The organism is Frigidibacter sp. RF13, from assembly GCF_026626305.1.
GTDB lineage: Bacteria > Pseudomonadota > Alphaproteobacteria > Rhodobacterales > Rhodobacteraceae > TMP-24.
The window spans coordinates 274,844-298,869 of record NZ_JAPNUE010000003.1; the positions used below are offsets into that span (position 1 = coordinate 274,844).

26 protein-coding genes and 1 pseudogene are annotated in these 24,026 nt (G+C 65.2%); 20 read left to right on the top strand and 7 right to left on the bottom strand.

The window, feature by feature from the left end; all coding sequences use genetic code 11:
- The first annotated feature begins 319 nt into the window (after positions 1–319).
- The 6 genes from OU426_RS09450 to OU426_RS09475 all read left to right on the top strand — a co-directional run bounded on the left by OU426_RS09450 (position 320) and on the right by OU426_RS09475 (position 6,136).
- Positions 320–1,390 carry an NAD(P)/FAD-dependent oxidoreductase gene (locus OU426_RS09450; RefSeq protein ID WP_267633699.1) on the top strand — a complete coding sequence of 357 codons (1,071 nt, stop codon included), beginning with the start codon at positions 320–322 and terminating at the stop codon, positions 1,388–1,390.
- Between the two features lie 48 nt (positions 1,391–1,438).
- Positions 1,439–2,215: a glycoside hydrolase family 25 protein gene (locus tag OU426_RS09455; RefSeq protein WP_267633701.1), complete on the top strand. Its 777-nt coding sequence runs from the start codon at positions 1,439–1,441 to the stop codon at positions 2,213–2,215.
- 28 nt (positions 2,216–2,243) lie between these two features.
- A complete protein-coding gene (locus OU426_RS09460; protein ID WP_267633702.1) occupies positions 2,244–3,740 on the top strand; it encodes a multicopper oxidase family protein in 1,497 nt (498 codons plus the stop codon).
- A gap of 95 nt (positions 3,741–3,835) precedes the next feature.
- Entirely contained in the window at positions 3,836–4,168 is a 333-nt protein-coding gene (locus tag OU426_RS09465) for a carboxymuconolactone decarboxylase family protein (RefSeq protein WP_267633703.1), read from the top strand.
- A gap of 89 nt (positions 4,169–4,257) precedes the next feature.
- A complete protein-coding gene (gene dusA / locus OU426_RS09470) occupies positions 4,258–5,250 on the top strand; it encodes a tRNA dihydrouridine(20/20a) synthase DusA (RefSeq protein ID WP_267633704.1) in 993 nt (330 codons plus the stop codon).
- Between the two features lie 67 nt (positions 5,251–5,317).
- Entirely contained in the window at positions 5,318–6,136 is an 819-nt protein-coding gene (locus tag OU426_RS09475; protein WP_267633705.1) for a sulfite exporter TauE/SafE family protein, read from the top strand.
- 92 nt (positions 6,137–6,228) lie between these two features.
- Here OU426_RS09475 and OU426_RS09480 read toward each other — a convergent pair whose 3' ends face one another.
- From OU426_RS09480 to ccmI, 3 genes are read right to left on the bottom strand one after another with little or no spacing between them, the layout of a single operon-like run.
- On the bottom strand, positions 6,229–6,480 hold the full coding sequence (locus OU426_RS09480; protein ID WP_267633707.1) for a DUF1289 domain-containing protein: 252 nt from the start codon (positions 6,478–6,480) through the stop codon (positions 6,229–6,231).
- A 1-nt stretch (position 6,481) separates the two neighbouring features.
- On the bottom strand, positions 6,482–6,955 hold the full coding sequence (gene ruvX, locus OU426_RS09485; protein WP_267633708.1) for a Holliday junction resolvase RuvX: 474 nt from the start codon (positions 6,953–6,955) through the stop codon (positions 6,482–6,484).
- Positions 6,952–8,124 carry a c-type cytochrome biogenesis protein CcmI gene (ccmI, locus tag OU426_RS09490; protein WP_267633709.1) on the bottom strand — a complete coding sequence of 391 codons (1,173 nt, stop codon included), beginning with the start codon at positions 8,122–8,124 and terminating at the stop codon, positions 6,952–6,954. Before ccmI ends, ruvX begins: the two co-directional genes overlap by 4 nt.
- Before the next feature lie 225 nt (positions 8,125–8,349).
- Between ccmI and OU426_RS09495 the strand changes: the two genes are divergently transcribed.
- Together OU426_RS09495 and OU426_RS09500 are read left to right on the top strand one after the other, a co-directional pair.
- Positions 8,350–9,594, top strand: a complete 1,245-nt coding sequence (locus OU426_RS09495) for a sarcosine oxidase subunit beta family protein (protein WP_267633804.1) — start codon at positions 8,350–8,352, stop codon at positions 9,592–9,594.
- A gap of 111 nt (positions 9,595–9,705) precedes the next feature.
- Positions 9,706–10,491, top strand: a complete 786-nt coding sequence (locus tag OU426_RS09500; RefSeq protein WP_267633805.1) for an FkbM family methyltransferase — start codon at positions 9,706–9,708, stop codon at positions 10,489–10,491.
- Here the strand turns inward: OU426_RS09500 and OU426_RS09505 are convergent.
- A complete protein-coding gene (locus OU426_RS09505; protein ID WP_267633710.1) occupies positions 10,488–10,685 on the bottom strand; it encodes a hypothetical protein in 198 nt (65 codons plus the stop codon). The genes OU426_RS09500 and OU426_RS09505 overlap by 4 nt on opposite strands.
- A gap of 35 nt (positions 10,686–10,720) precedes the next feature.
- On the opposite strand from OU426_RS09505, the pseudogene OU426_RS18155 reads away from it, so the two are divergent.
- The 6 genes and pseudogenes from OU426_RS18155 to OU426_RS09530 all read left to right on the top strand — a co-directional run.
- A pseudogene (locus tag OU426_RS18155) lies at positions 10,721–10,798 on the top strand (sarcosine oxidase subunit delta); the annotation flags it as partial.
- Between the two features lie 106 nt (positions 10,799–10,904).
- Complete coding sequence (locus OU426_RS09510) at positions 10,905–11,141, top strand: hypothetical protein (protein ID WP_267633711.1); 237 nt, start codon at positions 10,905–10,907, stop codon at positions 11,139–11,141.
- A gap of 174 nt (positions 11,142–11,315) precedes the next feature.
- Entirely contained in the window at positions 11,316–11,471 is a 156-nt protein-coding gene (locus tag OU426_RS09515) for a hypothetical protein (RefSeq protein ID WP_267633712.1), read from the top strand.
- A 75-nt stretch (positions 11,472–11,546) separates the two neighbouring features.
- Positions 11,547–11,870, top strand: coding sequence for a sarcosine oxidase subunit delta (locus OU426_RS09520; RefSeq protein WP_267633713.1), 324 nt, complete (start codon positions 11,547–11,549; stop codon positions 11,868–11,870).
- Positions 11,867–14,842 carry a sarcosine oxidase subunit alpha family protein gene (locus tag OU426_RS09525; RefSeq protein WP_267633714.1) on the top strand — a complete coding sequence of 992 codons (2,976 nt, stop codon included), beginning with the start codon at positions 11,867–11,869 and terminating at the stop codon, positions 14,840–14,842. Before OU426_RS09520 ends, OU426_RS09525 begins: the two co-directional genes overlap by 4 nt.
- Complete coding sequence (locus tag OU426_RS09530) at positions 14,835–15,395, top strand: sarcosine oxidase subunit gamma (protein WP_267633716.1); 561 nt, start codon at positions 14,835–14,837, stop codon at positions 15,393–15,395. The genes OU426_RS09525 and OU426_RS09530 overlap by 8 nt, the downstream gene beginning before the upstream one ends.
- Before the next feature lie 30 nt (positions 15,396–15,425).
- Here OU426_RS09530 and OU426_RS09535 read toward each other — a convergent pair whose 3' ends face one another.
- A complete protein-coding gene (locus OU426_RS09535) occupies positions 15,426–15,968 on the bottom strand; it encodes a hypothetical protein (protein WP_267633717.1) in 543 nt (180 codons plus the stop codon).
- 574 nt (positions 15,969–16,542) lie between these two features.
- Between OU426_RS09535 and OU426_RS09540 the strand changes: the two genes are divergently transcribed.
- The 4 genes from OU426_RS09540 (at position 16,543) to OU426_RS09555 (ending at position 19,534) form a co-directional block, all read left to right on the top strand.
- Positions 16,543–16,887: a hypothetical protein gene (locus OU426_RS09540; protein ID WP_267633718.1), complete on the top strand. Its 345-nt coding sequence runs from the start codon at positions 16,543–16,545 to the stop codon at positions 16,885–16,887.
- Positions 16,888–16,987: 100 nt separating this feature from the next.
- Positions 16,988–17,587, top strand: coding sequence for a superoxide dismutase (locus tag OU426_RS09545; protein ID WP_267633719.1), 600 nt, complete (start codon positions 16,988–16,990; stop codon positions 17,585–17,587).
- A gap of 1 nt (position 17,588) precedes the next feature.
- Complete coding sequence (locus OU426_RS09550) at positions 17,589–18,485, top strand: metallophosphoesterase (protein WP_267633720.1); 897 nt, start codon at positions 17,589–17,591, stop codon at positions 18,483–18,485.
- Entirely contained in the window at positions 18,485–19,534 is a 1,050-nt protein-coding gene (locus tag OU426_RS09555) for a TraB/GumN family protein (RefSeq protein WP_267633721.1), read from the top strand. The genes OU426_RS09550 and OU426_RS09555 overlap by 1 nt, the downstream gene beginning before the upstream one ends.
- A gap of 3 nt (positions 19,535–19,537) precedes the next feature.
- Here OU426_RS09555 and OU426_RS09560 read toward each other — a convergent pair whose 3' ends face one another.
- Complete coding sequence (locus tag OU426_RS09560; RefSeq protein ID WP_267633722.1) at positions 19,538–20,098, bottom strand: LOG family protein; 561 nt, start codon at positions 20,096–20,098, stop codon at positions 19,538–19,540.
- A 130-nt stretch (positions 20,099–20,228) separates the two neighbouring features.
- On the opposite strand from OU426_RS09560, the gene OU426_RS09565 reads away from it, so the two are divergent.
- Entirely contained in the window at positions 20,229–21,521 is a 1,293-nt protein-coding gene (locus tag OU426_RS09565) for a LysM peptidoglycan-binding domain-containing protein (protein ID WP_267633723.1), read from the top strand.
- 129 nt (positions 21,522–21,650) lie between these two features.
- On the opposite strand, the gene OU426_RS09570 is transcribed toward OU426_RS09565, so the two are convergent.
- Complete coding sequence (locus OU426_RS09570) at positions 21,651–21,992, bottom strand: ArsR/SmtB family transcription factor (protein WP_267633725.1); 342 nt, start codon at positions 21,990–21,992, stop codon at positions 21,651–21,653.
- A gap of 87 nt (positions 21,993–22,079) precedes the next feature.
- Here OU426_RS09570 and OU426_RS09575 point away from each other — a divergent pair, with 87 nt between their 5' ends.
- Entirely contained in the window at positions 22,080–23,960 is a 1,881-nt protein-coding gene (locus OU426_RS09575; RefSeq protein ID WP_324289806.1) for an ABCB family ABC transporter ATP-binding protein/permease, read from the top strand.
- Positions 23,961–24,026 lie beyond the last annotated feature (66 nt).

Genomic DNA, 24,026 nt, shown 5'->3' on the forward strand with positions numbered 1-24,026 from the left:
GTTTGGCCCCGCAATTATGGCGAAAATGCGTCATGTTTGACGAGTATACCTGATCCGGACGGTAAGTGGTCGTGCGGGCAGGTCTGTTAGGGGGCTGAAAGACGGATGCGGACTGTTCGCGTTCTGGCGCTTATCGGGTGGTGGCAGGGGGCTGCGCCACCCAACGACCAGGCGCGACCGTACCGGAAAACCCGCGACAAACTCGGCTAGATCGTCACCAATCCGGCGGGTTTTCTGGCGATCGGGGGGGAGTGCTGGGGGCACTCCCCCTTCGCATTTTCCCTTCCAAATCCCGGGGCCCCATGGCAGTTTCCGCGCCATGCGCGACTTCATCATCATCGGCGGCGGCATTGCGGGCATCTCGGCGGCGGCAGAGCTGTCAAAGCTTGGAACAGTAACGGTTCTTGAGGCGGAAGGGGCGCTTGCCCATCATGCGTCGGGCCGCTCAGCCGCGCTGTACGAGCCGCATTACGGGCTGCCACCCATCGTGGCCCTGTCCTTGGCGAGCGGCGAGGCTTTGCGCGCGAAGGAAGGTATTCTCAGCCCGCGCGGCATGATGGTGCTGGCAGGCGCCCATGAGCGCGAGGCATTCGAGAAGGAACGCAAGGGCTTCAATCTCGACGATTTGACGATCGAGGAGGCGCGGTCGCGGTTTCCGATCCTCAACCCCGACAGTGTCGCCTATGCAGCGGCGGCGGACCATGCCTGGGACATCGACACCGACCTGCTGATCCAGGGTTATCTGAAAGAGGCCCGTGGCCGGGGCGCCGATGTTCTGCCCAAGGCGCGCGCCGCTGCCATCGAGCGGCTGGCGGACGGCTGGCGGGTAACGACCGCGCAGGGCGACCATGAGGGCCGGATCCTGGTGAACGCGTCCGGCGCCTGGGTGGACGAGGTGGCAAAACTGGCCGGGATTGCGCCCCTGGGTTTCACGCCGATGCGCCGGTCTATGGCGCGGATCCCGGCGCCGGGCGGGCATGACCTGTCGCGTTGGCCGATGGTCTTCGGCGTCGGCGAAAGCTGGTACTGCAAGCCCGACGCGGGCGCGCTGATCGTCTCGCCCGCCGAGGAACATCCCGCTGACCCGCACGATGCCTGGGCCGATGACATGGTGCTGGCCGAAGGGCTGGCGCGGTTCGAGGAGAAGGTGACGGAGCCTGTCACCCGGCTTATAGCCTCCTGGGCGGGGCTGAGGACCTTTTCGCCCGACCGAGTGCCGGTGATCGGTTTCGCGCCGTCCGATCCGGCCTTCTTCTGGCTGGCGGGGCAGGGCGGCTATGGGTTTCAGAGCGCGCCCGGGGTCAGCGGTCTGGTGGGCGATCTTGTCGCGGGGCGGGCGCCCCTGATCGGTGCAGACGTGGTGGCAGCGGTGGCGCCTGCGCGCTTTTGAGTAACCAACCGGACCCGGCCGGAAAGAGCCGGGCCAGACGAGGCAACAATGAAGAGCGGTTTCAAGACGATCCTCGGGTTTGCGGTGCTACTGGCGCTTGCGGCCTGCGGCGGCGGCAGTCGCCATCCCTACGGTATCCCCGAGCAGTTCAATGATGCCAAGCCCTGGGCCTGGCGCGGCACGGTGCCGGCCCACTATGAGGTCCACGGCGTCGATGTCTCGCGTTATCAGGGGGATGTCGACTGGTTCCGGGCCGCCGGTGCGGGCGTGCGCTTTGCCTTCATCAAGGCAACCGAGGGCGGGGACATCGCCGATCCGCAGTTTCAGGCGCACTGGTCCGGGGCGGCGCGGGCGGGCATCCCGCGCGGCGCCTATCATTTCTACTATTTCTGCCGGACCGGCGCCGAACAGGCCGCCTGGTTCATCCAGCACGCGCCGCGCGAACTGGGCGCGCTGCCACCGGTGCTCGATATCGAATGGACGCGGTCCTACAATTGCCCGAAGCGCCCGGATGCAGAGACCGTGCGGGCCGAGGCGGCTGCCTTCCTCGCCATCGTCCATGCCTACTACGGCCGGACGCCGATCATATACACCACTGTCGATTTCTGGGAAGAAAACGAGATGTGGCGGCTGCAGGGTTACGAATTCTGGCTCCGCTCGGTCGCGGGGCACCCGAGCCATGTCTACGACGGCCATCACTGGAGCTTCTGGCAATATACCGGCACCGGCCTTGCGCCGGGTTTCCGGGGGCAGGTGGACCTGAATGCCTTTGGTGGCAGCGAGGCGGACTGGCAGGCCTGGCTCGCGGCGCGCGTCCAGCAATGATGCGGCCAAGGGTCGCGCGGTCTGGAATATGGCCGGCGGTCGTGCGAAACTCAGGCCAGCCACCGGACGCCGCGAGCGGGATGCCGCGCGGTGCGGCAGCCGCAAGGAAAACCGCAACCGGGGTCTGACCATGCCGATGATCAACCGCCGTCGCCTTCTGGGCACAGCGATGGCCGCCGGGGCCATGGCGGCAGGCGTGCGGGCAATCGGCGGCGGGGCGGCTGAACCGATCCTTCTGTCGCCCGGCCCGGCGCGCTTCGATCTGACCCGGCGCGGGATGACCGAGGGCATGATGGGTTTCACACCTGATGGGCTGCCGCCGGTCATCCGCTTGAGGCAGGGCGTGCCCGCCGACATCGTCGTCGAGAACCGGCTGGAGGAGATCACCACCATCCATTGGCACGGGATGCGCCTGCCGGTGGATCAGGACGGCGTTCCCTGGCTGACCCAGCTGCCGATCGGGGCCGGAGAGACCTACCGCTACAGCTTCACCCCGCCGGATGCGGGCACCTACTGGTATCATCCGCATTGCAACACGCTTGAACAGATCGCGCGTGGTCTGGCGGGGGTGATCGTGGTCGAGGAGGCGGAGCCGCAGCCTTTCGATGCCGACCTCGCCTTGCAGATCCGCGATTTCCGGCTGGGCGGCGACGGCCAGTTCATCGAGCTTTACAAGCCCCGGAACATGGCGCGCGGCGGCACGCTGGGCACGGTCAGCACCGTGAACTGGCAGGTTGCGCCGGTGCTGACCGCCCCTGCCGGTGGCCTCGTGCGGCTGCGCCTTGCTGTCACCGATGTGACGCGGGTCTATGAGCTATCGCTTTCGGGCGCGGCGGCCGCGTTGATCGCACTTGATGGCCAGCCCTTGCCCGCGCCGGAGGTGCTGCCGGTTCCCCTGATCCTCGCCCCCGGCCAGCGCGCCGATCTTGCGGTCGTGATGCCGGAAGAGGGGCGGGAGGTCTTGCTGGGCTTTACCAAGACGAGCGGCAAGTCAGAGTTGCTCGCCACGGTCCGTGCGACTGGCGCCTCGCTCGGTCGCAGCCTCGACCGGCTTGCGCCGCTGCCGCCCAATCCGACACCGCTGCCCGATCTGGCGGGGGCGGAGCGGCTGGATTTCACCTTCGGCTGGTCGCCCGACGGCACGGCGCCCGATACGGGCGGCTTCTGCGGTGATGTGCCTTACCGCTTCTGGTCGATCAACCGCGTGCCCTATGCGGGCGACGCGCCGCCCGACCCCGCGCGTCCGGGCCGCCCGCTGGCGGCGCTCAAGCAGGGGCACAGCTATGTCCTGCGAATGCGGAACGAGACGCAGAACGACCACCCGATTCATCTGCACGGGCTGGCCATGCATCTTCTGGGGCCGGACGGCCGCCTAAGCGGCCGGGTGCAGGACACGGTCCTGTTGCGCAGTCACGAAAGTGCAGAGGTCGCGGTTCTGGCCGACAATCCCGGCGACTGGGTCTTTCACTGCCATGTGATCGAGCATCAGAAGAGCGGGTTGGCCGGGTTCGTCCGGGTCCTCTGATTTCATTCCAAAACTCGAATATGTTGACCTATGTCAAGGCTGGCCACGCCCGACCGGGCCAGATCAGGCCGGAACACGGGCATGAAGGACCAAAGATGTACAAGGCAAAGATCACCGAGATGCGGGGCGAATTGCGCGGGTTGAACAAGCTCATCCCCGAAACGATGGCCGAGTTCGGCGCGCTGTCGAAAGCGGCAAAGGACGGGGGACCTTTGTCGGTCAAGGAAAAGGAATATGTGGCGCTTGGCATTGCCGTCAGCCAGCGCTGTGAACCTTGCATCAATTTCCATGTCGAGGCGCTGATGAAGGCCGGTGCCACGCGTGACGAGCTTGGCTCGGTCCTCTCGATGTCGATCCAGATGGGTGGCGGCCCGGCTGTCATGTATGCAGCACATGCGCTCGCCTGCTGGGACGAGCTGGCGGCCTGAGTGCGGCGAAGGGTGGAATTCCGGCGCGCGTCCGGGTAGTAACAGCCTCCGCAGCCGTCCGCCGGAGGGCGGCGCATGGAGAATGCCCGATGCAAGCGACCGCAGCCCGACGGGCCGCGCCATTGTCCGTCGCGCCGATGATGGACTGGACCGACCGCCACTGCCGGTTTCTTCACCGGCAGATATCGCACCATGCGCTGCTTTATACCGAGATGGTGACGGCGCCTGCCGTGATCCACGGGCCGCGCGACCGGCTGTTGGGCTTCGACGCGGCGGAGCAACCCGTGGCGCTACAGCTTGGCGGTTCTGACCCGGTAGAACTGGCCGATGCCACGCGGATTGCGGCGGGCTATGGCTATGGCGAGATTAACCTCAATGTCGGTTGTCCGTCCGATCGGGTGCAATCGGGCTGTTTCGGGGCCGTACTGATGGAGCGCCCCGCGCTGGTGGCCGATTGTGTGGCGGCGATGATCGCGGCCTCGCCCGTCGAGGTGACGGTGAAATGCCGGATCGGCGTTGACGATCAGGTGCCCGAAGAGGTACTGCCCGCCTTCATTCAGACGGTCGCATCGGCGGGCGTCACCCGCTTTGCCATCCATGCCCGCAAGGCCTGGCTGCAGGGGCTGAGCCCCAAGGAGAACAGAGAGATCCCGCCGCTCGATTATCCGCTCGTCCTCGCGATGAAACGGGCCTTCCCGCATCTGCATATTTCGGTCAATGGCGGGATCGCGAGCCTTGATCAGGCGAAAGCCTTCCTCGAACAGGGCCTTGACGGCGCTATGATCGGGCGGGCGGCCTATCATACGCCGTTCGATGTGCTTGGAAGGGCCGACGAGGTGATCTTCGGCGCGGGCCCCGGGCCGGACCGGCAGGAGGTCGTGGAGCGGATGAGGCCCTATATCGCCGCGCATCTTGCCAAGGGCGGGCGGCTCCACCAGATCACCCGCCATATGCTCGGCCTTTTTCACGGTCAGCCCGGCGCGCGCAGCTGGCGGCGGGTGCTGTCGGAGCGGGCGAACCTGCCCGGCGCGGGCCTTGAGGTCGTCGACGCGGCGCTTGCGAGCATCACCGAACCCGCATGACGGCTGCAGGTGCTGGCCAAGCCGCGCACGCGCCGCTATCACATGCGGGCGCGACGGGGAGACAGAAATGCCGCATGCCGAACAGCTGGTGCCGATGCTTGTCCTTCTGGCCGCCATCGGCGCCTTCGCCGGGGTGATCGCGGGGCTTCTGGGCGTGGGCGGCGGGATCATTCTTGTGCCCGCCTTCTTCTACGCCTTCTCGGCGCTCGGCTACGGCGGGCCGGATCTGATGCAGGTCTGCCTTGCCACCTCGCTTGCCACGATCATCGTGACCTCGACACGGTCGGTGCTGGCCCACAACCGCAAGGGCGCGGTCGATTGGGCGATCCTCAAGGGCTGGGCGCCGGGCATCGCGGTGGGCGCGGTCTTCGGGGTGCTTGCGGTCGCACAATTGCGCACGCCCGCGCTGCAGGCGATCTTTGGTGCCTTGGCGCTGGTCGTCGCCTTCTACCTTGGCCTCGGCCGCAGCCACTGGCGGCTCGGGCCCGCGATGCCCGTCGGGGCGGTGCGGGCGGCGCTGTCGCCTCTGGTCGGATTTCTCTCGGTCCTGATGGGCATCGGCGGCGGCTCGTTTGGCGTACCGCTCATGAGCCTTTACAACGTTCCCATCCACCGGGCCGTGGCGACGGCGGCGGGTTTCGGCGTGGTGATCGCCGTCCCATCAGTCGCCATGTTCCTCATGCAATCTGTCGAGGGCGCGCCGCCCTATACTTTGGGCTCGGTCAACCTGCCCGCCTTCGCCGTGATCATCGCCATGACATTGGTCACCACGCCCTGGGGGGTGAAGCTTGCCCATGCGATGGATCCCGCGCCCCTGAAACGGGTCTTCGCGATCTTTCTGGCGATTGTCGCGCTGAACATGCTCAGGAAGGCGGCAGGCTGGTAGGTCGGGGCCGGGCCTCCTCGGTCACATCGTGCCTTGTCGGAGTGCGACCGCTTGCGAGGAGTGCCCGGTGGGCTTCGACGAGCCCCGACCGGTCAGTCGCCGCTGCGGGCTGAGAGCCGCGCAGCCCGGCCGCCGCGACGCAGCGCGAGGCGCGGCGCGCGCGTGGGCAGTTCGGCCATCACCGCGCGTCGCCGTTCCGGTTCCATCCGGCTCCAGCCGGCGATTTCGTCGATCGTGCGGAGACAGCCCACGCAGATCCGCTCGGTCGGATGGATCGTGCAGAGCTTCACGCAAGGGCTTTCCACTTCGTTCCGCTTCCAGACCTGATCGGGGAGATCGCGCATTTCATCCATGTCGAATATGCCCGATCCTGTCGAGCGCTCCTTGCAGGATAAACCCGGCGGCGACGTGATCTATGACCTCCGAGCGACGTTTTCGTGACGTATCCGCCTCCAGAAGCGCCCGTTCGGCGGCCACCGTCGACAGGCGCTCGTCCCAGAAGGTGATCGGCAGGTCGGTCAGGCGTTCGAGGTTGCGGGCAAAGGCGCGGGTCGACTGGCAACGCGGACCCTCCGTCCCGTCCATGTTGCGCGGCAGGCCAAGGACGATGCCGCCGATCTCACGCTCTGCCACGACCTTCAGAAGCGCCGCCGCATCGGTAGTGAACTTCGTGCGCCGGATAGTCAGAAGCGGCGAGGCGACCGAAAGTTGCCGGTCGGAGACCGCCAGACCGATGGTCTTTTCCCCGAGGTCGAGGCCGACGAGCGCACGATAGGGCGCGAGGAGGCGCGCGAAATCACCCGTGTCTTCGGCGATCATTCCGCGACCCCCGCCGCCTGCGCTTCGGCGCGCACCATGGCCAACCCCTCGAGGTCACCCGCGAGTGCGGCCTGAGCCAACGCCCAGGCGGCGCGCGCCCGGTCGGCTTCCTTCAGAACCCCAAGGGCCCGCACCAGCTGCGCCCATTCCTCGGGACTGCCGCCGTCACTCTGGAGCCGCGCCTCAAGGCCATTGACCATGCCCGCGATCATCTCTGCCTGATCCGGGTCAAACGCCGGGGCCGCCTTGCGCGGCGGCTGGTAGTCGGCGCCCGCCGCCGCAGCGAGCCCTTCGATATTCGCCTCGATGAAGGGCACCCAGGGCGCCTCCGCCGGACTATCGGCCAGAAGGTCGCGCCAAAGCGGGAAGGCGCGGTCGGGCCGCCCGGTCTGCGCCTCGACGAGGCCTGCATAGAAGCGCGCGGTTCCGTTCGACGGATCGGCCTTGAGGCTTGCAAGCACCGCTTGTTCGGCCTCTGCCGTGACCGTGCCGCCAGCGGCAAGCACCAGCGCGTCGGCAAGGGCCGCGAAATCGGCCGATGACGCCTTGGCACCGAGGGCCGCAACAAGCTGTTCCTCGGCGCGTGCCGCCGCAGAGAGGTTGCCCAGCTTGCGCTCGTTCTCGGCCAGAAGCCTGAGCCCCTGCACATCCTCTGGCCGCGCCGCGACCGCTGCGCGCAGCTGGTCCATAAGATCGGCATATTGCGCATCCGGCGCCGGGACGGGCGGGCGGGTTTTCGCGGCCTCCGCCTCTGCCTCTGCCTGACTGGGCCGACCGGCCTTCAGTGCATCGGCCTTCGCGATCCGTCCGGCGTGCGGAAGGTCCGGGTAAGTGGGGACGCCGAGCGTCTGATAGAGGAAGATCGACCCGAGGATCGCAAGCATAGTGGCCGCGAGCGGAAGGGCCATGCCCCCCATACCGCGCTGCACAGGCGCGGTGCTCTGCCGGTCGAGCGCGAGAATTCGGCGCTTGATCTCCAATCGAAGCGCCTCTGCCTCTTCCGGCCCGATCGTGCCCCGCGCCAGATCGCGGTCGACCTCGCCAAGCTGCTGCTTGTAGAGCGCAAGATCGGATGCCGGCCCCTCGCCTGTGGATACGCGCCGTCCAGACAGCCACAGCGCCGCCGGGATCAGGGCCGCAAGGGCCGTCGCGATGAGCCAAAAGACCATATCCCCTCCGGGTTTGCGCCTTTCACATAGGGCTTTCCGGCCCGGCCTGAAAGCCGGAAAGCCCGTTCCCGACCCCGCCTGCGGTTTCATGTCGCAAATGTCGCAAATTTCTCAATTGCGACGTTTGCCAGCCTGAGGCAAAACCCGCGTCATTCCATGTGAGACGGGAAGGCGGCATCTGACCGCCGGGAAGGATTCGGGCCCCCCATGTCGATCACCAGAGCCATGAAGCGTTATTCGGCCTTCGCCATCGCCCGCGAGGCGATGTCATATCACCAGAACTGGGAAGAGGCGTGGCGCTCCCCGGCGCCGAAGCCGAAATACGACGTGGTGATCGTGGGCGCCGGCGGCCATGGCCTCGCCACAGCCTATTACCTCGGCAAGAATTACGGCATCACCAATGTCGCGGTGATCGAGAAGGGTTGGCTCGGCGGCGGCAATACCGGGCGCAACACCACGATCATCCGGTCGAACTATCTGCAGGACCCCTCGGCAGCCATTTACGAAAAGGCGCGGTCGTTGTTTGAAGACCTGAGCCAGGACCTGAACTACAACGTCATGTTCAGCCCGCGCGGGCTACTGATGCTCGCCCAGACCCATCATGAGGTCCGGGGCTATCGCCGCACCGTCTATGCCAACAACCTTCAAGGGGTGGCGACGGAATGGATCGAGCCGAAGCGGGTCAAGGAACTCGTCCCGATCATCAACCTCGACGGGCCGCGCTATCCGGTCCTCGGTGCGCTTTATCAGGCGCGCGGCGGCACCGCGCGCCATGATGCGGTCGCCTGGGGCTATGCGCGGGCCTGTTCAGCGATGGGGATGGACATCATCCAGCAATGCGAAGTGACTGGCATCCGCAGCGAAGGCGGCAAGGTGGTGGGCGTCAACACCACAAAGGGTGCCATCGACTGCGGCAAATTGGGCCTTGTCGCGGCGGGCCATTCGAGCGTTCTGGCCGACATGGCGGGCTTCCGGCTGCCGATTGAATCTCTGGCACTTCAGGCGCTGGTCTCCGAACCGATCAAGCCCTGCATGGATGTGGTCGTGATGGCCAATACCGTGCATGGCTACATGTCCCAGTCCGACAAGGGCGAGATGGTGATCGGCGGCGGCACCGACGGGTTCAACAACTACACCCAGCGCGGGTCGTTCCACCATGTCGAGGAGACGGTGCGGGCGCTCATTGAGACCTTCCCGATGATCTCGCGCCTGAAGATGCTGCGCCAGTGGGGCGGCATCGTCGACATGACCGGCGACCGTTCGCCCATCCTGTCGAAGACGCCGGTCGAGAACCTCTTCGTCAACTGCGGCTGGGGGACGGGGGGCTTCAAGGCGATCCCCGGCTCGGGCTGGGCCATGGCGGAACTGATGGCACGGGGGCATTCGCCGCTGACCGAGGAGTTTTCCATGTACCGCTTCCGCGAGGGGAAATTCATCGACGAAAGCGTTGCGGCCGGGGTGGCGCACTGATGGCCTGCCACTATCAAAGACCTCAGGTGCCATCTTGCAACTTGGGCTGTCCCCAGGGGCGGAAATGTCGCCCCGGCAGCACCGGGTTGTGTTGAGGTCGCGATGAGAGACATGACCGGATATGGGCGTTATGCTCCACGGCGGCCAGGCAAGACAGCGACCGCTGCCGTGCAATTGTTGCTGCGGGCGGCCGACGATTACCGCGAAGGCAAAGTCAGCTGTGTTCAGGTTGGCGCAAACGATGGGGCGATGGCCGATCCGGTCCGGCCCTTCCTCGTCGGGCATAACTGGCAAGGACTTCTGATCGAGCCGCACCCCGCCTATTTTGCCGATCTCATTGCGCTTCATGGCAAGAACGATCGAGTGACCTGTGTCAACGTCGGTATCTCCGACAGCGCTGGCCAGATGAACCTCTATCACCTGAATGAACAGGCACGCGATCGCTACCCGCGATGGATTCGCGGCTGCGCCTCGCTGGACCGTGGGCGGATGGAAACGCAGTTGCAGCAGGCCGTGCAGGCGTTCGGGGCGCAAGGCGCGCCGGGCGATCTGGTTTCGGTCGCCATCGACTTGATGCCGCTTGAGGATATTCTTCGGGCACATGAGATTGAAAAGGCTGACGTCCTGATCATTGACGTCGAGGGCCATGAGATACCCGTGCTACAAAGTGCCGATCTTAAGGCGCTGGACCTGTCGCTTGTCATTGTTGAATGCAATGGCGATGTGGCGCGGTCAGAACCCGAGATCATCCGCCAGCTTGCCGATTGCGGACTGGATGTGTTCCGCATCGGGGATGAAATCGTCGGATTGGCCCCGGGGCGCCTCAAGATTCCGATGGAAGAAATGCTGGCATGGTTGGGCGTCAACCCGTTGTCGACGACCGGGATGGTGCACTAATGGCCGGACTGGTCACTTCTCAAACTGTTGCCCGTGATCCGGGAGGCGGCGATCTGTTTGGGGTCGGATCCAACGCCGGGCGAATCGGGGCGATGGTCCTGACTCACTTCAGGGCGCGTGCGGGCGTGGCGGCGATAGAGGGCCAGGCCCACGAAGCCGACTGCAATAATCAAGAAAATCACGATCTTTCCCATGTCGAAAGCCTATCCTTCCCGAAGGACTTCCGCAAATGCTAACCCTTGAATGCCCCTACTGCGGCGTGAAGGCCGAAGAGACCGAACTGCAAGCCGGTGGCGAGGCGCGTCTCGGCAGCCACTTCTCGACAGTCGGATCCCTGTGATGGAGGCGTTCGGGAACCTCAGTGACATGTTGTGCGTTAGCAGGGCGATATCCCCTGTGAAGGAACCATCATCATGGCAAATACCACTGAATCCAGCAGCAACGGCGGCATCGCGCTGCTTGTTGGCGGACTCATCGTCGCTGTCGGCGTTCTCGCCTATTTCCTCTTCGGCGGCGACGCCCCGTCCACCGCGGGTGCAGGCGGCGGCTCGGACAATACCTCGATCACAATCGAAACGCCCGCACCTGCCGCTCCGGCCGACAGTGGCGCGACTGCGCCTGCCGCTGGCAGCACGGCGCCCAGCAACTGATCTCTGTCTCCCTGCGGGCTCTACCATTGGGCAGGCGTCTCTTGACGCCTGCCTTTGGTGTTTTCCGGTGCGGGTCCGCGAAACGGCCGCACGCGCCCATTGCACATCATTCTGGAACCCGACGCCCGGGCTCTGCGTTCTCTCGTCATGCTCAGTAAGGATGGAGAGAGCCACATGGCCAGAAGATCAGGCACTGCAGATGCGCTTGGGTTCCTTATCGGCGCGGTCATTCTCGTCGCGGCCAATGTCGCCTATGCCCTGTCCGAGCCGCAAATGCCGGACCCCTATCAGACCCAGATTGAATTCGACCTTTCCGACCGGGCTGGCTGACCTTCGCGTCAGCTCCGGTTGGTTTGCGGGCGGTTGCCATCCGGCGGCCGCCCTTGTCGTGACCGGAGGTGCCCTATGCTGATCCTAGACTGCCCCTATTGCGGCGTGAAGGCCGAGGAAACCGAACTGCAGGCCGGAGGCGAGGCGCATCTGAAGCGCTACGGGCCGGGCTCGTCGGACGAGGAATTCGACGGCTACATGTTCATGCGCAAGAACCCCAAGGGCGTGCATTTCGAACGCTGGCGCCATGCCTACGGCTGCGGCAAATGGTTCCTCGCCGCGCGCTGCACCGCGACGCTTGAGGTTTTCGGCACCTATCCGGCCCAGACATCGGCCCCGCCTGCCGACCTTCAGGCCAAGATCAAATCCAAACGCCCGAACTGGGAGGGCTACAAGTGAGCACCCGTCTGCCCAAAGGCGGTCGTCTGATCGACCGCACCAAACCCCTGAACTTCACCTTCAACGGCCGCCGCATGCAGGGCTATCAGGGTGACACGCTTGCCTCGGCGCTCCTCGGCGCCGACCAGATGCTGCTTGGCCGCTCGTTCAAATACCATCGCCCGCGCGGTCTGGTGGCAAGCGGGGCGGAGGAGCCGAACGCGCTCGTCGGTCTTGGCACCGGCAGCCGGTTCGAGCCGAACCAACGCGTGACGACGACGGAACTGTTCGAAGGCGCCTCGGCTGCCAGCCAGAACCACTGGCCGAGCCTCGAGTTTGACGTGGGCGCCATCAACAACACCTTCGGCCGCTTTCTGCCCGGCGGCTTCTACTACAAGACCTTCATGTTCCCGCGCTTTGCCTGGAAACATGTATTCGAGCCGGTCATCCGCCAGTCCGCGGGTCTGGGAAAGGTGCCGCAGGACCGCGATGCCGACCGCTACGAATATGCCTATGGTTTCGCCGATCTGGTCGTCGTGGGCGGCGGGGTCGCGGGCCTTGCTGCCGCGCTTCAGGCGGGCAAGGAGGGCAAGCGCGTCCTTCTGATCGAGCAGACCGCCCATTGGGGCGGCCGCGCGCCGGTCGATGGCGTCGAGATCGACGGCAGACCAGCCGAAGACTGGGTGAAGGCCACCGTCGAAGCCCTTGGTAAGATGGCGAATGTCACTTTGCGAACCCGCACTATGGCGTCGGGTCTCTATGACCATGGCTATCTTCTGGCCTATGAGCGGATCGGCGATCACACTCCCGGCGACGGGCGGCCGCGCCACCGGCTGTGGCGGATCCGCGCCGGACATGTCGTGACGGCGACCGGGGCCATCGAGCGGCCTTTGTCCTTCGCGGGCAATGACATTCCGGGCGTGATGCTCGCGGGCGCGGTGCGCGATTATGTGGTGAACTGGGCGGTCAGTCCCGGCGACCGCACGGTGGTGGTGACGAACAATGACGACGCCTACCGCACCGCCCTGGCGCTTACCGAGGCCGGGCTGATCGTGGCCGCCGTCGTCGATGCGCGCGCCTCCGTCACCGGTGCATTGCCCGACGCGGTACGCGCCAAGGGGATCCGCGTTCTGGAAGGTCGTGGAATTGCAAAAGTCAAGGGAACCAAGCGGGTTACCGGCGTTTCCATATGTGCGCAGGCGGGCGAGGGGGCCGAGATCGAGGAGATCGATTGCGACGCGATCGCCATGTCGGGCGGCTGGTCGCCGGTTGTCCATCTCTGGTCGCACTGCGGCGGCAAGCTGATCTGGGATGACGCCCGCGCCATGTTCCGCCCGGATGCGGCGAAACCGCCGACAGGTGACGACGGCATGAGCATGGTCACCGCCGTGGGCAGCGCCAACGGCGCGCTGACGGCGGATGAGGTTCTAGCCGATGTCGCCAAGCAGATGGGCGGCAAGGCGGCCAAGACCAATTCGGTCGCGGAAGCGGCGCTTGAGCCCGTCTGGATCATGCCGCAGGGCGCAGGGCCGCAGCTGAAGATGAAGATGTGGCTCGACTACCAGAACGACGTGAAGGTCTCGGACGTTCAGCTCGCGGCGCGCGAGGGCTATCACTCGGTCGAACATACCAAGCGCTACACGACGCTCGGCATGGCCACGGATCAGGGAAAGCTTTCCAATATCAACGGATTGGCGGTTCTTTCTGATGCGCTGAGCCAGGCCATTCCCCAGACCGGCACCACCACCTTCCGCCCGCCCTACACGCCCATTTCCATGGGCGCGATCGCGGGCGAGGCGCGGGGCGATATCTTCCAGCCCTTGCGCAAAACACCGATGGATGAATGGCACGGGGCGAACGGCGCCTATTTCGAGCCCGTCGGTCTCTGGCGGCGGACCTACTGCTACCAGCGCCCGGGCGAGGGCGTGCATGAGGCGGTGAACCGCGAGATTCTGAATGCGCGCGAAAAGGTCGGGATGCTCGATGCCTCGACCCTCGGCAAGCTCATCGTCAAGGGGCCAGACGCGGGCCGTTTCCTCGACATGCTCTATACCGGCGTCATGTCCACGCTGCCGGTCGGCAAGTGCCGCTATGGCCTCATGTGCAACGAGAACGGCTTCCTGTCGGACGACGGCGTCGTCGTGCGTCTTTCGGAAGACACCTGGCTGTGCCACACCACCTCGGGCGGGGCGGACCGCATCCATGGTTGGATGGAAGACTGGCTGCAGTGCGAATGGTGGGACTGGAAGGTCTATACCGCCAACGTGACCGAGGAGTATGCCCAGATTGCCGTCGCCGGGCCAAATGCCCGCAAGGTCTTGGAAAAGCTCGGCGGCATGGATGTCTCGGCCGAGGGCCTGCCGGCGATGGAATGGCGCGAAGGCGTGTTGGGCGGATGCCGGGCGCGCGTCTACCGCATCTCCTTCTCGGGTGAGCTCAGCTACGAAATCGCGGTTCCGGCGTCCGAGGGACTCGCGCTCTGGAAAGCGCTCATTGCGGCGGGCGAAGAATTCGGCGTGATGCCCTATGGCACCGAAGCCATGCATATCATGCGGGCCGAGAAGGGCTTCATCATGATCGGCGATGAGACTGACGGCACGGTGATCCCGCAGGACCTGAACCTGAACTGGGCGATTTCGAAGAAGAAGGCCGACTATCTGGGCAAGCGCGCGCAGGAGCGTTCGCACATGGCGTCGCCCGACCGCTGGAAGCTGGTGGGTCTGGAAACGCTCGACGGTTCGGTCCTGCCGGACGGGGTCTATGCGGTCGCGGACGGGGTGAATGCCAACGGCCAGCGCAATGTGCAGGGCCGCGTGACCTCGACCTACTATTCGCCCACGCTGAAGAAGGGCATCGCGATGGGCCTGGTCAAGCACGGGCCCGACCGGATGGGAGAGGTGATCGACTTCCCGGCCGACGGTGGCAAGGTCTTCAAGGCGAAAATCGTCGATCAGGTCTTCTACGACAAGGAAGGGGCGAAGCAGAATGTCTAATGCTGTCAGCGCTTTGCAGGGCAAATCTGCGGTTGGTTTCGCTACAGTGACCGAGGCCGGTCTACAGGGGATGATTACGCTCAGGGGTGATCTGAAGTCGGCCAAGTTGAAGAAGGCGGTGAAGTCCGCTGCGGGTGTCGATGTTCCGGCCGCGCGGCGGATAACCCTGAAGAGCGGCAGGGGCGCGGGCTGGATGAGCCCCGACGAGCTTTTGATCCTCGTGCCCTATGCCGAGGCACGCGCCACTGTCGAGGCACTGTCAAAGGCGCTCGCCGATGACCATCATCTGGTCGCCGATGTCTCGGACGCCCGCGCGATGTTCCGAATCAAAGGCGACAAGGCGGATCAGGTGCTGGCAAAGCTTTGCCCGGTGGACCTAAAGACGCTGGCTGACGGCGAACTTCGCCGAACCCGCGCCGCGCAGGTCGCAGCGGCGCTGTGGCAATCAGACAAGGGCGAGTTCACGCTCGTCTCGTTCCGGTCAGTCGCTGACTATGTTTTCGGCGCCCTAGAACTGTCCGCAAGATCCGGCTCAGAACTATCGGCCTCCTAGGGGCGGGCAACGAATTACCCGCCCCGGCCTTCATTGGATCGGGACCATGAGGTGCTGATAGGGTGTGCCGGCCCACATGACATAGGGCTTTGTGGTGTCCGGGTTGGCGTCCGTCGGGTACCCTGCCATCATGTCGACGGCATTCATGACCATCACGTGCGGCCCGGTCTGGATCCAGGCGTTTTCACCAGTTGGCTCGGTGGCATACGGATCGGTATTGCTCGCGTCGGTTCCGCCTTCGAGCATGTACATGAAACCGACTTTGCCTTTCGGCGGTTCGGTCTTGCCGATCCAGGCCATCGCCCATTCCATCGCGTTGGCGTCACCGCACATCGGGTCAGGCCCTGGTGTCGCCGGAGAGTCCGGCATGCACCACCAGCCGTTGGTTCCCTCCCGCACCGTGCGCATTTGCCCGTCTTCGCCCACGGCATAGATCGCCGCATCGCCACTTATGGCCTGCGGGGCGGCAGATTCGGCGCTCGCGATCAGGGCTGCGTCGTCTTGTGCGACCGCTTCGGTGGAATAGGCAAAAAACAACACCAGCGCTGCGCTGGCACTCAGAGATTTTCTCATGATACTCCCCCTGGGTTAAGTTGAAGCGTCATCAGGCACAGGATCGAGAGATGCGCCTGATATCCGTTCTTGCATGGCAGCAGAGTCATCCGCCGACCATGAGAGGCCACCGTTACCTCCACCGGACGGCGTGCCATCCGGTAGATTGTTCAGTACCGACCGCTTCGGTGCCGTCTTGGTGCTGGAGTTCCCTTCACGGCATCGATCTGGCCTGAACCGGAAACTACCTCGCCCTTTGCGAGGTCAGGCGGTTGTCTTGGGAGAACGGAGGAAATTTACGCCACACGCCGTCGGTCGTCAATCTGAAGCCAGTTGGCTGTGGGATTGACCGCGGTCCCAATCGCAGGTGCCTTTGCGCCTTCCCCGCGCTCGCGGCGCTGCAGGTTCCGGCGCAGTGCGGCTACGAGATCGTGAGCCACAGTCGCGGGTCTTCAAAGCCCGCGCGATCGATCTTTCCGGTTGATCGCTACTCAGGGCCGTGAAATCAAGTGGCGAGTGAGATTTGATGGAGCCGAGAATGATCCGGATATTCGCGTATGCCTTTTGCGGCCTTGCAGCCTGCAACGGTGCGGCGATGGCGACCAGCTACGAATGCAAGCTGAAGGTCAGCAAGAGCAATCATACGATGCCCGAGGTGATCTATGTCGAGCACGATTCCAAAACCGGTGAGGCCGTCGTCATCGATCCGTTCATCAATCATTATTTTGGTGAGCCGATCCCCGCCGAAGTTATCGCCGACACGGCGAAACGGGTGACGTTCGGTTGGAATTTCGAGAATATCGCATCCCGTCAGGGGCCGAATATTCCGCGCGTCAGGGTCAAGGCGAACATCCTCAAGGCAACAGGCGAGATTCAGGCGACCGTCAGCTTTGGCTACGGAGATTCCGAAAGCGGCTTTGGCACCTGCAAGGTCGAATAGGACTGCACAAGGGAACCTTCCGGCGCCTCCCGGACTTGACCTTTGCCATCCCCCGGCCCTTAGTGCCGGGGCAAAGACTCAGGCGCGAAAGGATAGACCCATGACCTTCACCCTTCCCGATCTTCCCTATGCCCATGATGCGCTGGCATCCCTCGGCATGTCCAAGGAGACGCTCGAATATCACCACGACCTGCACCACAAGGCCTATGTCGACAACGGCAACAAGCTGATCGCGGGCACCGAGTGGGAAGGCAAGTCGCTGGAAGACATCGTGCGCGGCACCTACCAGGCCGGTGCGGTGGCGCAGAACGGCATCTTCAACAATGCCTCGCAGCATTGGAACCATAACCAGTTCTGGGAAATGATGGGGCCGGGCGGAAAGTCGATGCCGGGCGATCTGGAAAAGGCGATCACGGAAAGCTTCGGCTCGGTCCAGAAGTTCAAGGACGATTTCGCCGCCGCCGGCGCAGGCCAGTTCGGTTCGGGCTGGTGCTGGCTCGTCAAGGACAAGGACGGCGCGCTGAAGGTCACCAAGACCGAAAACGGCGTCAATCCGCTCTGCTTCGGCCAGACCGCGCTTCTGGGCTGCGATGTGTGGGAACACAGCTACTACATCGACTTCCGCAACAAGCGGCCTGCTTACCTCACTAACTTCCTTGAGAAGCTGGTGAACTGGGAAAACGTCGCCTCGCGCCTCTGACGTGATCACGCGGCGAAAGCTTCTGAAGGGCCTGCTTGGAACCATCCTGGCGGGCCTTTTCGTCTCGGCCTACGGATTTTTCATTGAGCCGGTGCTGCGGCTGCGCGTTCGTCGGTGGTCGATCGCCTCGGAGGGCTGGCGCGGGGCACCTCTACGGATCGCGATCATCAGTGATGTGCATGTTGCGGAGCCCTGGGTCAGCCTGTCTCGGTTGCAGAGGATTGTCCAGCGCACGAATGCGTTGGGGGCGGACATTATCTTTTGCCTCGGTGATCTTGAAGGCGGACACCGGTTCGTCACGCGGAAAGTCGACATAGTTGCGGCGGCCTCGGTGCTTGGGGGGCTCAGCGCGCCGCTTGGCGTTCTTGCGGTGCTCGGCAATCACGATTGGTGGCACGACCGGGCGGCGCAGGCGCGTGGTGCCGGTCCGACGCTGGTGGGCACCGCGCTCGAGGAAAATGGCGTCCCGGTTCTGTCGAACGCTGCGATCCGCGTAGGGCGTGCTGGTGGCGATTTCTGGGTCGCGGGTCTGGAAGATCAGCTGGCCTTTCCACTGGGCGGCGGGCGCTATCGCGGCTTAGATGACTTCGATGACACGCTCGCGCAGGTGACCGATGAGGCGCCGGTCATCCTTCTCGCGCATGAGCCCGATATCTTTCCGCGCGTCCCGGACCGTGTCTGCCTGACCCTCTCCGGCCATACCCACGGCGGGCAGGTACGGTTCTTCGGCTGGTCGCCGGTGGTTCCGTCACGCTACGGCAACCGCTATGCCTATGGTCACGTCCGCGAGGCGGGGCGCGATCTGGTCGTCTCCGGCGGGATCGGTTGCTCCATCCTGCCGGTCCGGCTTGGCGTGGTGCCGGAAATCACCCTGGTGGAACTGTCGGCAGGGCAATGATGCGGCTTCGACATGGTCTTTGGGGCGTTGCACTGGCCAGTCTGACGGCAAGCGGCGCCGTCGCGCAGGACTGGATCACGCCAGAGAGTTGCCGGGTGACAATCGAGGACCTTGCCGCGGCTATGCCGGATCCCGACGCGGCGGAGGTCCGGCAGGACGCGGCACGCATTCCGAACGGGCAGGGGCGGCTCTGGCGCATCACGACGCCGGAAGGCGCGGTGTCGCATCTCTGGGGGACGCTCCATTCCTCCGACCCAGCGATCCTCGACCTGCCGCCCGAACTCCGGTCGGTTCTCGACGCGGCGCGCACGGTCGTTCTTGAATCCGATCCGCGCGCGAAAAGCCGGACGGAGCTTGAGGAACGGTTCTTGCAGGCCGGTGTCTGGCTTGCCGACGAGCATATGCCTTACGACAAACCCTATCTCGGTGGCGCCGAGCGAGGTTGGGTCGAGGCGCGGATCGAGGGGATATTTCATGGCCCCGAGGCCTTCGCCGCCCTGACCGATGCGGGCCTCGCCTTCTATCTGATGGCCGATCCATGCGAGGATTTCACGGCCGGTGTCCTGCCCGTACAGGACCAACGGCTTCTCCTCGCTGCGGTCGAAGCGGGGGCGGGGGTCGGTGCGCTGGAAAGCTGGGATGCGCTTCTGGTCGAGCTGAGCCAGCCCGACCGGCGCGACACGGCTCAGGCCGTGGTCCGTATCCAGGGCGCCTATCTCAACCCCGACGGTTTCAGCGCGGCGCGGGTGGCGGCCTTCCGGCTCTATCGCGAGGGGCGGATCGGCGAGCTGATGGAATGGAACCGGCGCTACCTTGCCGGTCTTTTCGGGCCGGGCGAGGCAGAGGCGCTGATGGGGCGCGCCGACGGCTATCTGTTAGACGAGCGGAACGGAATTTTCCTGCGGCGGATGGAGAAATTCCTGACCTCTGGCGGGGCACTGGTTGCGGTCGGGGCCTTTCACTTGCCGGGAGGGGCCGGGCTGATCGAGCGTTTGCGACGCGCGGGCTATCTGGTCGAACGGATCGCGGTTCGTGGCGAGGCGGGCTGAGCCTCAGCCGCCCAATGCCGCGGTCAGTGCCGTGTCCAGCGCGGCCGGGTCTGCGACGACGGTGACGAAATCCTTGAGGCTCGCATCCGCGAACCCTTCCGAGACGATCCGGTCGATCAGCACAAGCAACGGGTCCCAGTAGCCCGCGCTGTTCAGGATGAAGATCGCTTTCTCGTGCAGGCCGAGCTGGCGCCAGGTCAGGACTTCGAAGAACTCGTCCAGCGAGCCGCCGCCACCGGGCAGCACCACCACCGCATCGGCGTTCATGAACATGACCTTCTTGCGCTCGTGCATCGTCTCGGTGACGACGAAGCTCGACAGGTCGCGCTTGCCCACTTCGCGCGCCAGAAGGTGGGTGGGGATGACGCCGAAGGTCTCGGCACCCGCCGTCTGGGCTGCGCGCGCGACCTCGCCCATAAGCCCCACATCGCCTGCACCATAGACGAGCCGCCAGCCCTTTTGGGCGAGCATCCGCCCGACGGCATCCGCGTCGGCCTTGTAGCGAGGATTGGCGCCGAAGCGGGAGCCGCAATAGACGCAGACGGATTTTGCAACAGGGGGCATGAGATTTCCGGATCGGCGGAAGGCCGCTTTGACCCCTGATAGCGGGGTTGCTACTCTCGCTCAAGCGCCGGGCTGGCGTTTGGACCGGGGGCGGGCGAACCTTCGGCCGGTTGACAGGGGAGACGGATCGATGGCGGACGAAAACGGCGCGGGCGGATCGCGCTTTGGCGGCTGGGGCTGGCTTGTCGGCGGCGCGGCCGGGCTCGGCGTGGGCGCTCTTCTCTGGGTCTTCGCGCTGCAGCGGCAGCCGGAGGTGCCCGCCTCCGAACCGCTCGCCGCCGTGCAGCCCTTGCCCGAGGCGCAGCCCGCCGAGGAAAGCGCCGCCCCTGCGGCTGCAGAGCCGGCGCAGGAAACACCGGCCCCGGTGCCAGAGGCGGTGAAGGTCGTGCCCGGTTTCGATACCGTGCGGGCGGAGCCCGACGGAACCGTCCTGGTCGCGGGCACGGCGGAGCCCGGCGCCCGGATCGAGGTCATGGTCGATGCCGCCGCCGCGGGCGCGGCCGACGCCGACGCTCAGGGCAAGTTCGCCGCCTTCCTGTCGCTCGGGCCTTCGGAGAAGCCGCGTGTTCTCTCGCTGATGTCGGTGCTGCCCGACGGCACAAAGATCGCCTCGGCCGCCAGCGTGATCCTCGAACCGACGCCTGCGGCGGCGCCGACCGCCGTCGCCGAAGCGCCGGATGCCACCGAAGCACCGGCCGAACCTGCTGCCGAAGAGTCGGGCACGGAAACCGGAGCGACCGAACCTGCCGAGGCGGGTGCAGGCAGCGTCGATGTTCTGGTCGCCGATGCCGAGGGGGTGACGAAGCTTACACCCGAAATGCCGGTCCAGGGGGTCATCCTCGATACGGTCGGCTATGATGTCCTGGGCAATGTCGATATTGCCGGGCGAGGCGAAGCCCAGCAGTTCGTCCGCATCTATGTGGACAATGGCTTCCAGGTGACGGCGCCGGTCTCGGACAAAGGCAAGTGGCGGGTCAAGATGTCGGGGATCGACGCAGGCGTCCATGATCTGCGCATCGACCAGATCGACGGGGCGGGCAAGGTCACCTCGCGGCTTGCACTGCCGTTCCAGCGTGAAGCGCCTGCCAAGGTCGCTGCCGCGACCGAGGTGCCCGAGCCCTCGGCGGGTGGAGAGGCCGCGGCCGAGCCGCCTGCGCCGGAGGCCACGGCAGAGGCACCCGCGCCCGCGCCCGCATCGGTTGCGACCGAGGTGCCGGCAGAACCGGCGCCCGCCGCGCCGCCGCCGGTGACGGAGGTGCGCATCACCGTCCAGCCGGGCTTCACCCTCTGGCAGATCGCGCGCGAGAACTACGGCGACGGGGTTCTCTATGTCCGGGTCTATGAGGCCAACAAGGACCAGATCCGCGATCCGGACCTTATCTATCCTGGCCAGGTCTTTACGGTGCCGGCCGACGGCGGCTGAGTATTTCGTCCCGCCTGCGGCGGGCCGACCCGCCGGGAGGGCTCTGCCCTCCCGGACCCTCCCGAGGTATTTGGGCCAAGATGAAAGCCGTTTGCGGGCGAGTGGCCCGGCTCTGGGCGCGGTTCGGGCTCAGGTCGGCGGATTGGGGCGCCTGTCGGAATGGCGGCAGCAAGCCGCCACCTCGGGATGGGCGGCGCAGCAATCGTTCAGCACATAGCCGATGAGGCGGCCAAGGCCTGCCGTGTTCGCCATGTAGAAGACATGGCGGCTTTCCCGCCGCGCGGCGATCAGCCCCGCCTGTTCGAGGAGCGACAGGTGGAAGGCGAGGCGCGAGGGCGTCGCGCCGAGGCGGCGGGCGAGATCGCCCTGCGAGAGGCCCGCGCGGCCCGCGCCGACAAGGATCCGCACGAGCGAAAGCCGCGTCTCGTGACCGAGCGCCTGAAGGGCCGCGAGGGCTCGACTTTCCTCCATCGTTCAACTACTCATGAATCGTTGAATTGATCCTTGATAGCAACCGGACACCCGGCGATCAACAGGGCGAAGGCAGCGGAGACTGGAATGACACAAACCCGCGCGGCTGAACGGCGAAGTGCGGCACGGACCCTGAGACGGGTGGCCCCCTATCTTTGGCCTGAGGGCGAGGCCTGGGTGAAGCGGCGGGTCGTCCTCTCGCTGCTTGCGCTCCTTCTCGCCAAGGTCGTCTCGGTCTCCACCCCCTTTTTCTACAAGGCGGCTGTCGATGCGCTGAACGGTAGCGCGACGGCCGATCCGTCCTGGCTTCTGGCCGCGGGCGCAGTCGGGCTGACCATCGCCTATGGTCTTGCCCGGCTCGGCTCGGTCGGCTTCAACGAACTCAGGGACGCGATCTTCGTGCGGGTCGGGCAGCGGGCGCTCAGGAAGCTCGCGCTGGAGACCTTCACTCATATCCACCGTCTGTCGATGCGCTATCACATCACCCGCAAGACCGGCGGCCTGTCCCGGATCATCGAGCGTGGCGTGAAGGGTGTCGAATTCCTTCTGCGCTTCATGCTTCTGTCGATCGGGCCCTTGGTCCTGGAACTTTCCATGGTCACGGTGATCTTCGCGCTTCTCTTCGACTGGCGCTATGCGGCGGTCGTGGTGATCACCATCGCGCTTTACGTGACCTATACGTTCAAGATCACCGAATGGCGGGTGAAGATCCGCCGCAAGATGAACGAACAGGACACGGATGCGAACCAGAAGGCGATCGACAGCCTTCTGAACTTCGAGACGGTGAAATATTTTGGCGCGGAGGCATGGGAGGCGGCGCGCTATGACCGGGCGATGGAGGGCTATGAGAAAGCGGCGGTCAAGACCGGGCTTTCGCTCTCGGCGCTCAACTTCGGCCAGTCGCTGATCATCACCACCGGCCTCGTGATCGTGATGGTCATGGCGGCGATGGGCGTCAGCGCGGGCGTGCTGACCGTCGGCGATTTCGTGATGGTCAACGCCTACATGATCCAGATCACCATGCCCTTGAACTTCCTCGGTACGGTCTATCGCGAGATCCGCCAGGCGCTGACCGACATGGGCGAGATGTTCGACCTGCTCGACCAGCCGGCCGAGATCGTGGACCGGCCGGGTGCGCAGGCGCTTCAAGTCAAGGGCGGCGAGGTCGTGCTCGACAATGTCTTCTTCGGCTACGAGGCGGCGCGGCCGATCCTGAAGGGTGTCAGCCTGAAGATCGGCGCGGGCGAGACGGTGGCGATCGTCGGCCCTTCGGGGTCGGGCAAATCGACGATCGGGCGGCTGCTGTTCCGGTTCTACGATGTGACGGGAGGGGCGCTGAGGATCGACGGGCAGGATGTGCGTGAGGTCACGCAGGACAGTCTGCATCACCAGATCGGCGTCGTGCCGCAGGATACGGTGCTTTTCAACGACACGATCCTTTACAATATCGCCTATGGTCGCCCCGATGCGCCACGGCAGGAACTGATCGCGGCGGCACAGGCTGCGAAGATCCATGATTTCATCATGTCGCTGCCCGAAGGCTATGAGACGAAGGTTGGCGAACGCGGGCTGAAGCTTTCAGGCGGCGAAAAGCAGCGGGTGGGAATCGCGCGCACGCTGCTGAAGAACCCACCGATCCTCCTCCTCGACGAGGCGACAAGCGCGCTCGACACCCAGACCGAGCGCGACATCCAGGACAGTCTCGCCGCGATGGGGCGCGGGCGGACGGTGATCACCATTGCCCACCGCCTGTCGACCATCGCCGATGCCGACCGGATCGTGGTTCTGGAGAAGGGCGAAATCGCCGAGATCGGCCGGCACGAGGATCTTCTGGCAGGCAGCGGGCGCTATGCGGCAATGTGGGCGCGGCAATCTGCCGAGGACAGCGTGCCTGCGCGCCCTGCAGGAGAGGATGAGGCCGAAGAGACGGCGGGATGGACAGGCTTCCGGAGTCTGCCGATTGGCTGACGGCGGACGCCGGGCGCACTTGGCAAGGCTTCGCGCTTACGTGTAAGACGGGGCGAGGATTGTACG

Coding starts and splice junctions, on each gene's coding strand:
- OU426_RS09505 (WP_267633710.1), bottom strand. CDS start 10,685: ATGGGAAAGATCGTGATTTTCTTGATTATTGCAGTCGGCTTCGTGGGC.
- OU426_RS09555 (WP_267633721.1), top strand. CDS start 18,485: ATGCGGCTTCGACATGGTCTTTGGGGCGTTGCACTGGCCAGTCTGACG.
- ruvX (WP_267633708.1), bottom strand. CDS start 6,955: ATGATCGCCGAAGACACGGGTGATTTCGCGCGCCTCCTCGCGCCCTAT.
- OU426_RS09575 (WP_324289806.1), top strand. CDS start 22,080: ATGACACAAACCCGCGCGGCTGAACGGCGAAGTGCGGCACGGACCCTG.
- OU426_RS09515 (WP_267633712.1), top strand. CDS start 11,316: ATGGCCAGAAGATCAGGCACTGCAGATGCGCTTGGGTTCCTTATCGGC.
- dusA (WP_267633704.1), top strand. CDS start 4,258: ATGCAAGCGACCGCAGCCCGACGGGCCGCGCCATTGTCCGTCGCGCCG.
- OU426_RS09565 (WP_267633723.1), top strand. CDS start 20,229: ATGGCGGACGAAAACGGCGCGGGCGGATCGCGCTTTGGCGGCTGGGGC.
- OU426_RS09535 (WP_267633717.1), bottom strand. CDS start 15,968: ATGAGAAAATCTCTGAGTGCCAGCGCAGCGCTGGTGTTGTTTTTTGCC.
- OU426_RS09560 (WP_267633722.1), bottom strand. CDS start 20,098: ATGCCCCCTGTTGCAAAATCCGTCTGCGTCTATTGCGGCTCCCGCTTC.
- OU426_RS09480 (WP_267633707.1), bottom strand. CDS start 6,480: ATGCGCGATCTCCCCGATCAGGTCTGGAAGCGGAACGAAGTGGAAAGC.
- OU426_RS09530 (WP_267633716.1), top strand. CDS start 14,835: ATGTCTAATGCTGTCAGCGCTTTGCAGGGCAAATCTGCGGTTGGTTTC.
- OU426_RS09545 (WP_267633719.1), top strand. CDS start 16,988: ATGACCTTCACCCTTCCCGATCTTCCCTATGCCCATGATGCGCTGGCA.
- ccmI (WP_267633709.1), bottom strand. CDS start 8,124: ATGGTCTTTTGGCTCATCGCGACGGCCCTTGCGGCCCTGATCCCGGCG.
- OU426_RS09520 (WP_267633713.1), top strand. CDS start 11,547: ATGCTGATCCTAGACTGCCCCTATTGCGGCGTGAAGGCCGAGGAAACC.
- OU426_RS09460 (WP_267633702.1), top strand. CDS start 2,244: ATGGCCGGCGGTCGTGCGAAACTCAGGCCAGCCACCGGACGCCGCGAG.
- OU426_RS09450 (WP_267633699.1), top strand. CDS start 320: ATGCGCGACTTCATCATCATCGGCGGCGGCATTGCGGGCATCTCGGCG.
- OU426_RS09500 (WP_267633805.1), top strand. CDS start 9,706: ATGACCGGATATGGGCGTTATGCTCCACGGCGGCCAGGCAAGACAGCG.
- OU426_RS09510 (WP_267633711.1), top strand. CDS start 10,905: ATGGCAAATACCACTGAATCCAGCAGCAACGGCGGCATCGCGCTGCTT.
- OU426_RS09570 (WP_267633725.1), bottom strand. CDS start 21,992: ATGGAGGAAAGTCGAGCCCTCGCGGCCCTTCAGGCGCTCGGTCACGAG.
- OU426_RS09455 (WP_267633701.1), top strand. CDS start 1,439: ATGAAGAGCGGTTTCAAGACGATCCTCGGGTTTGCGGTGCTACTGGCG.
- OU426_RS09540 (WP_267633718.1), top strand. CDS start 16,543: ATGGCGACCAGCTACGAATGCAAGCTGAAGGTCAGCAAGAGCAATCAT.
- OU426_RS09475 (WP_267633705.1), top strand. CDS start 5,318: ATGCCGCATGCCGAACAGCTGGTGCCGATGCTTGTCCTTCTGGCCGCC.
- OU426_RS09495 (WP_267633804.1), top strand. CDS start 8,350: ATGAAGCGTTATTCGGCCTTCGCCATCGCCCGCGAGGCGATGTCATAT.
- OU426_RS09465 (WP_267633703.1), top strand. CDS start 3,836: ATGTACAAGGCAAAGATCACCGAGATGCGGGGCGAATTGCGCGGGTTG.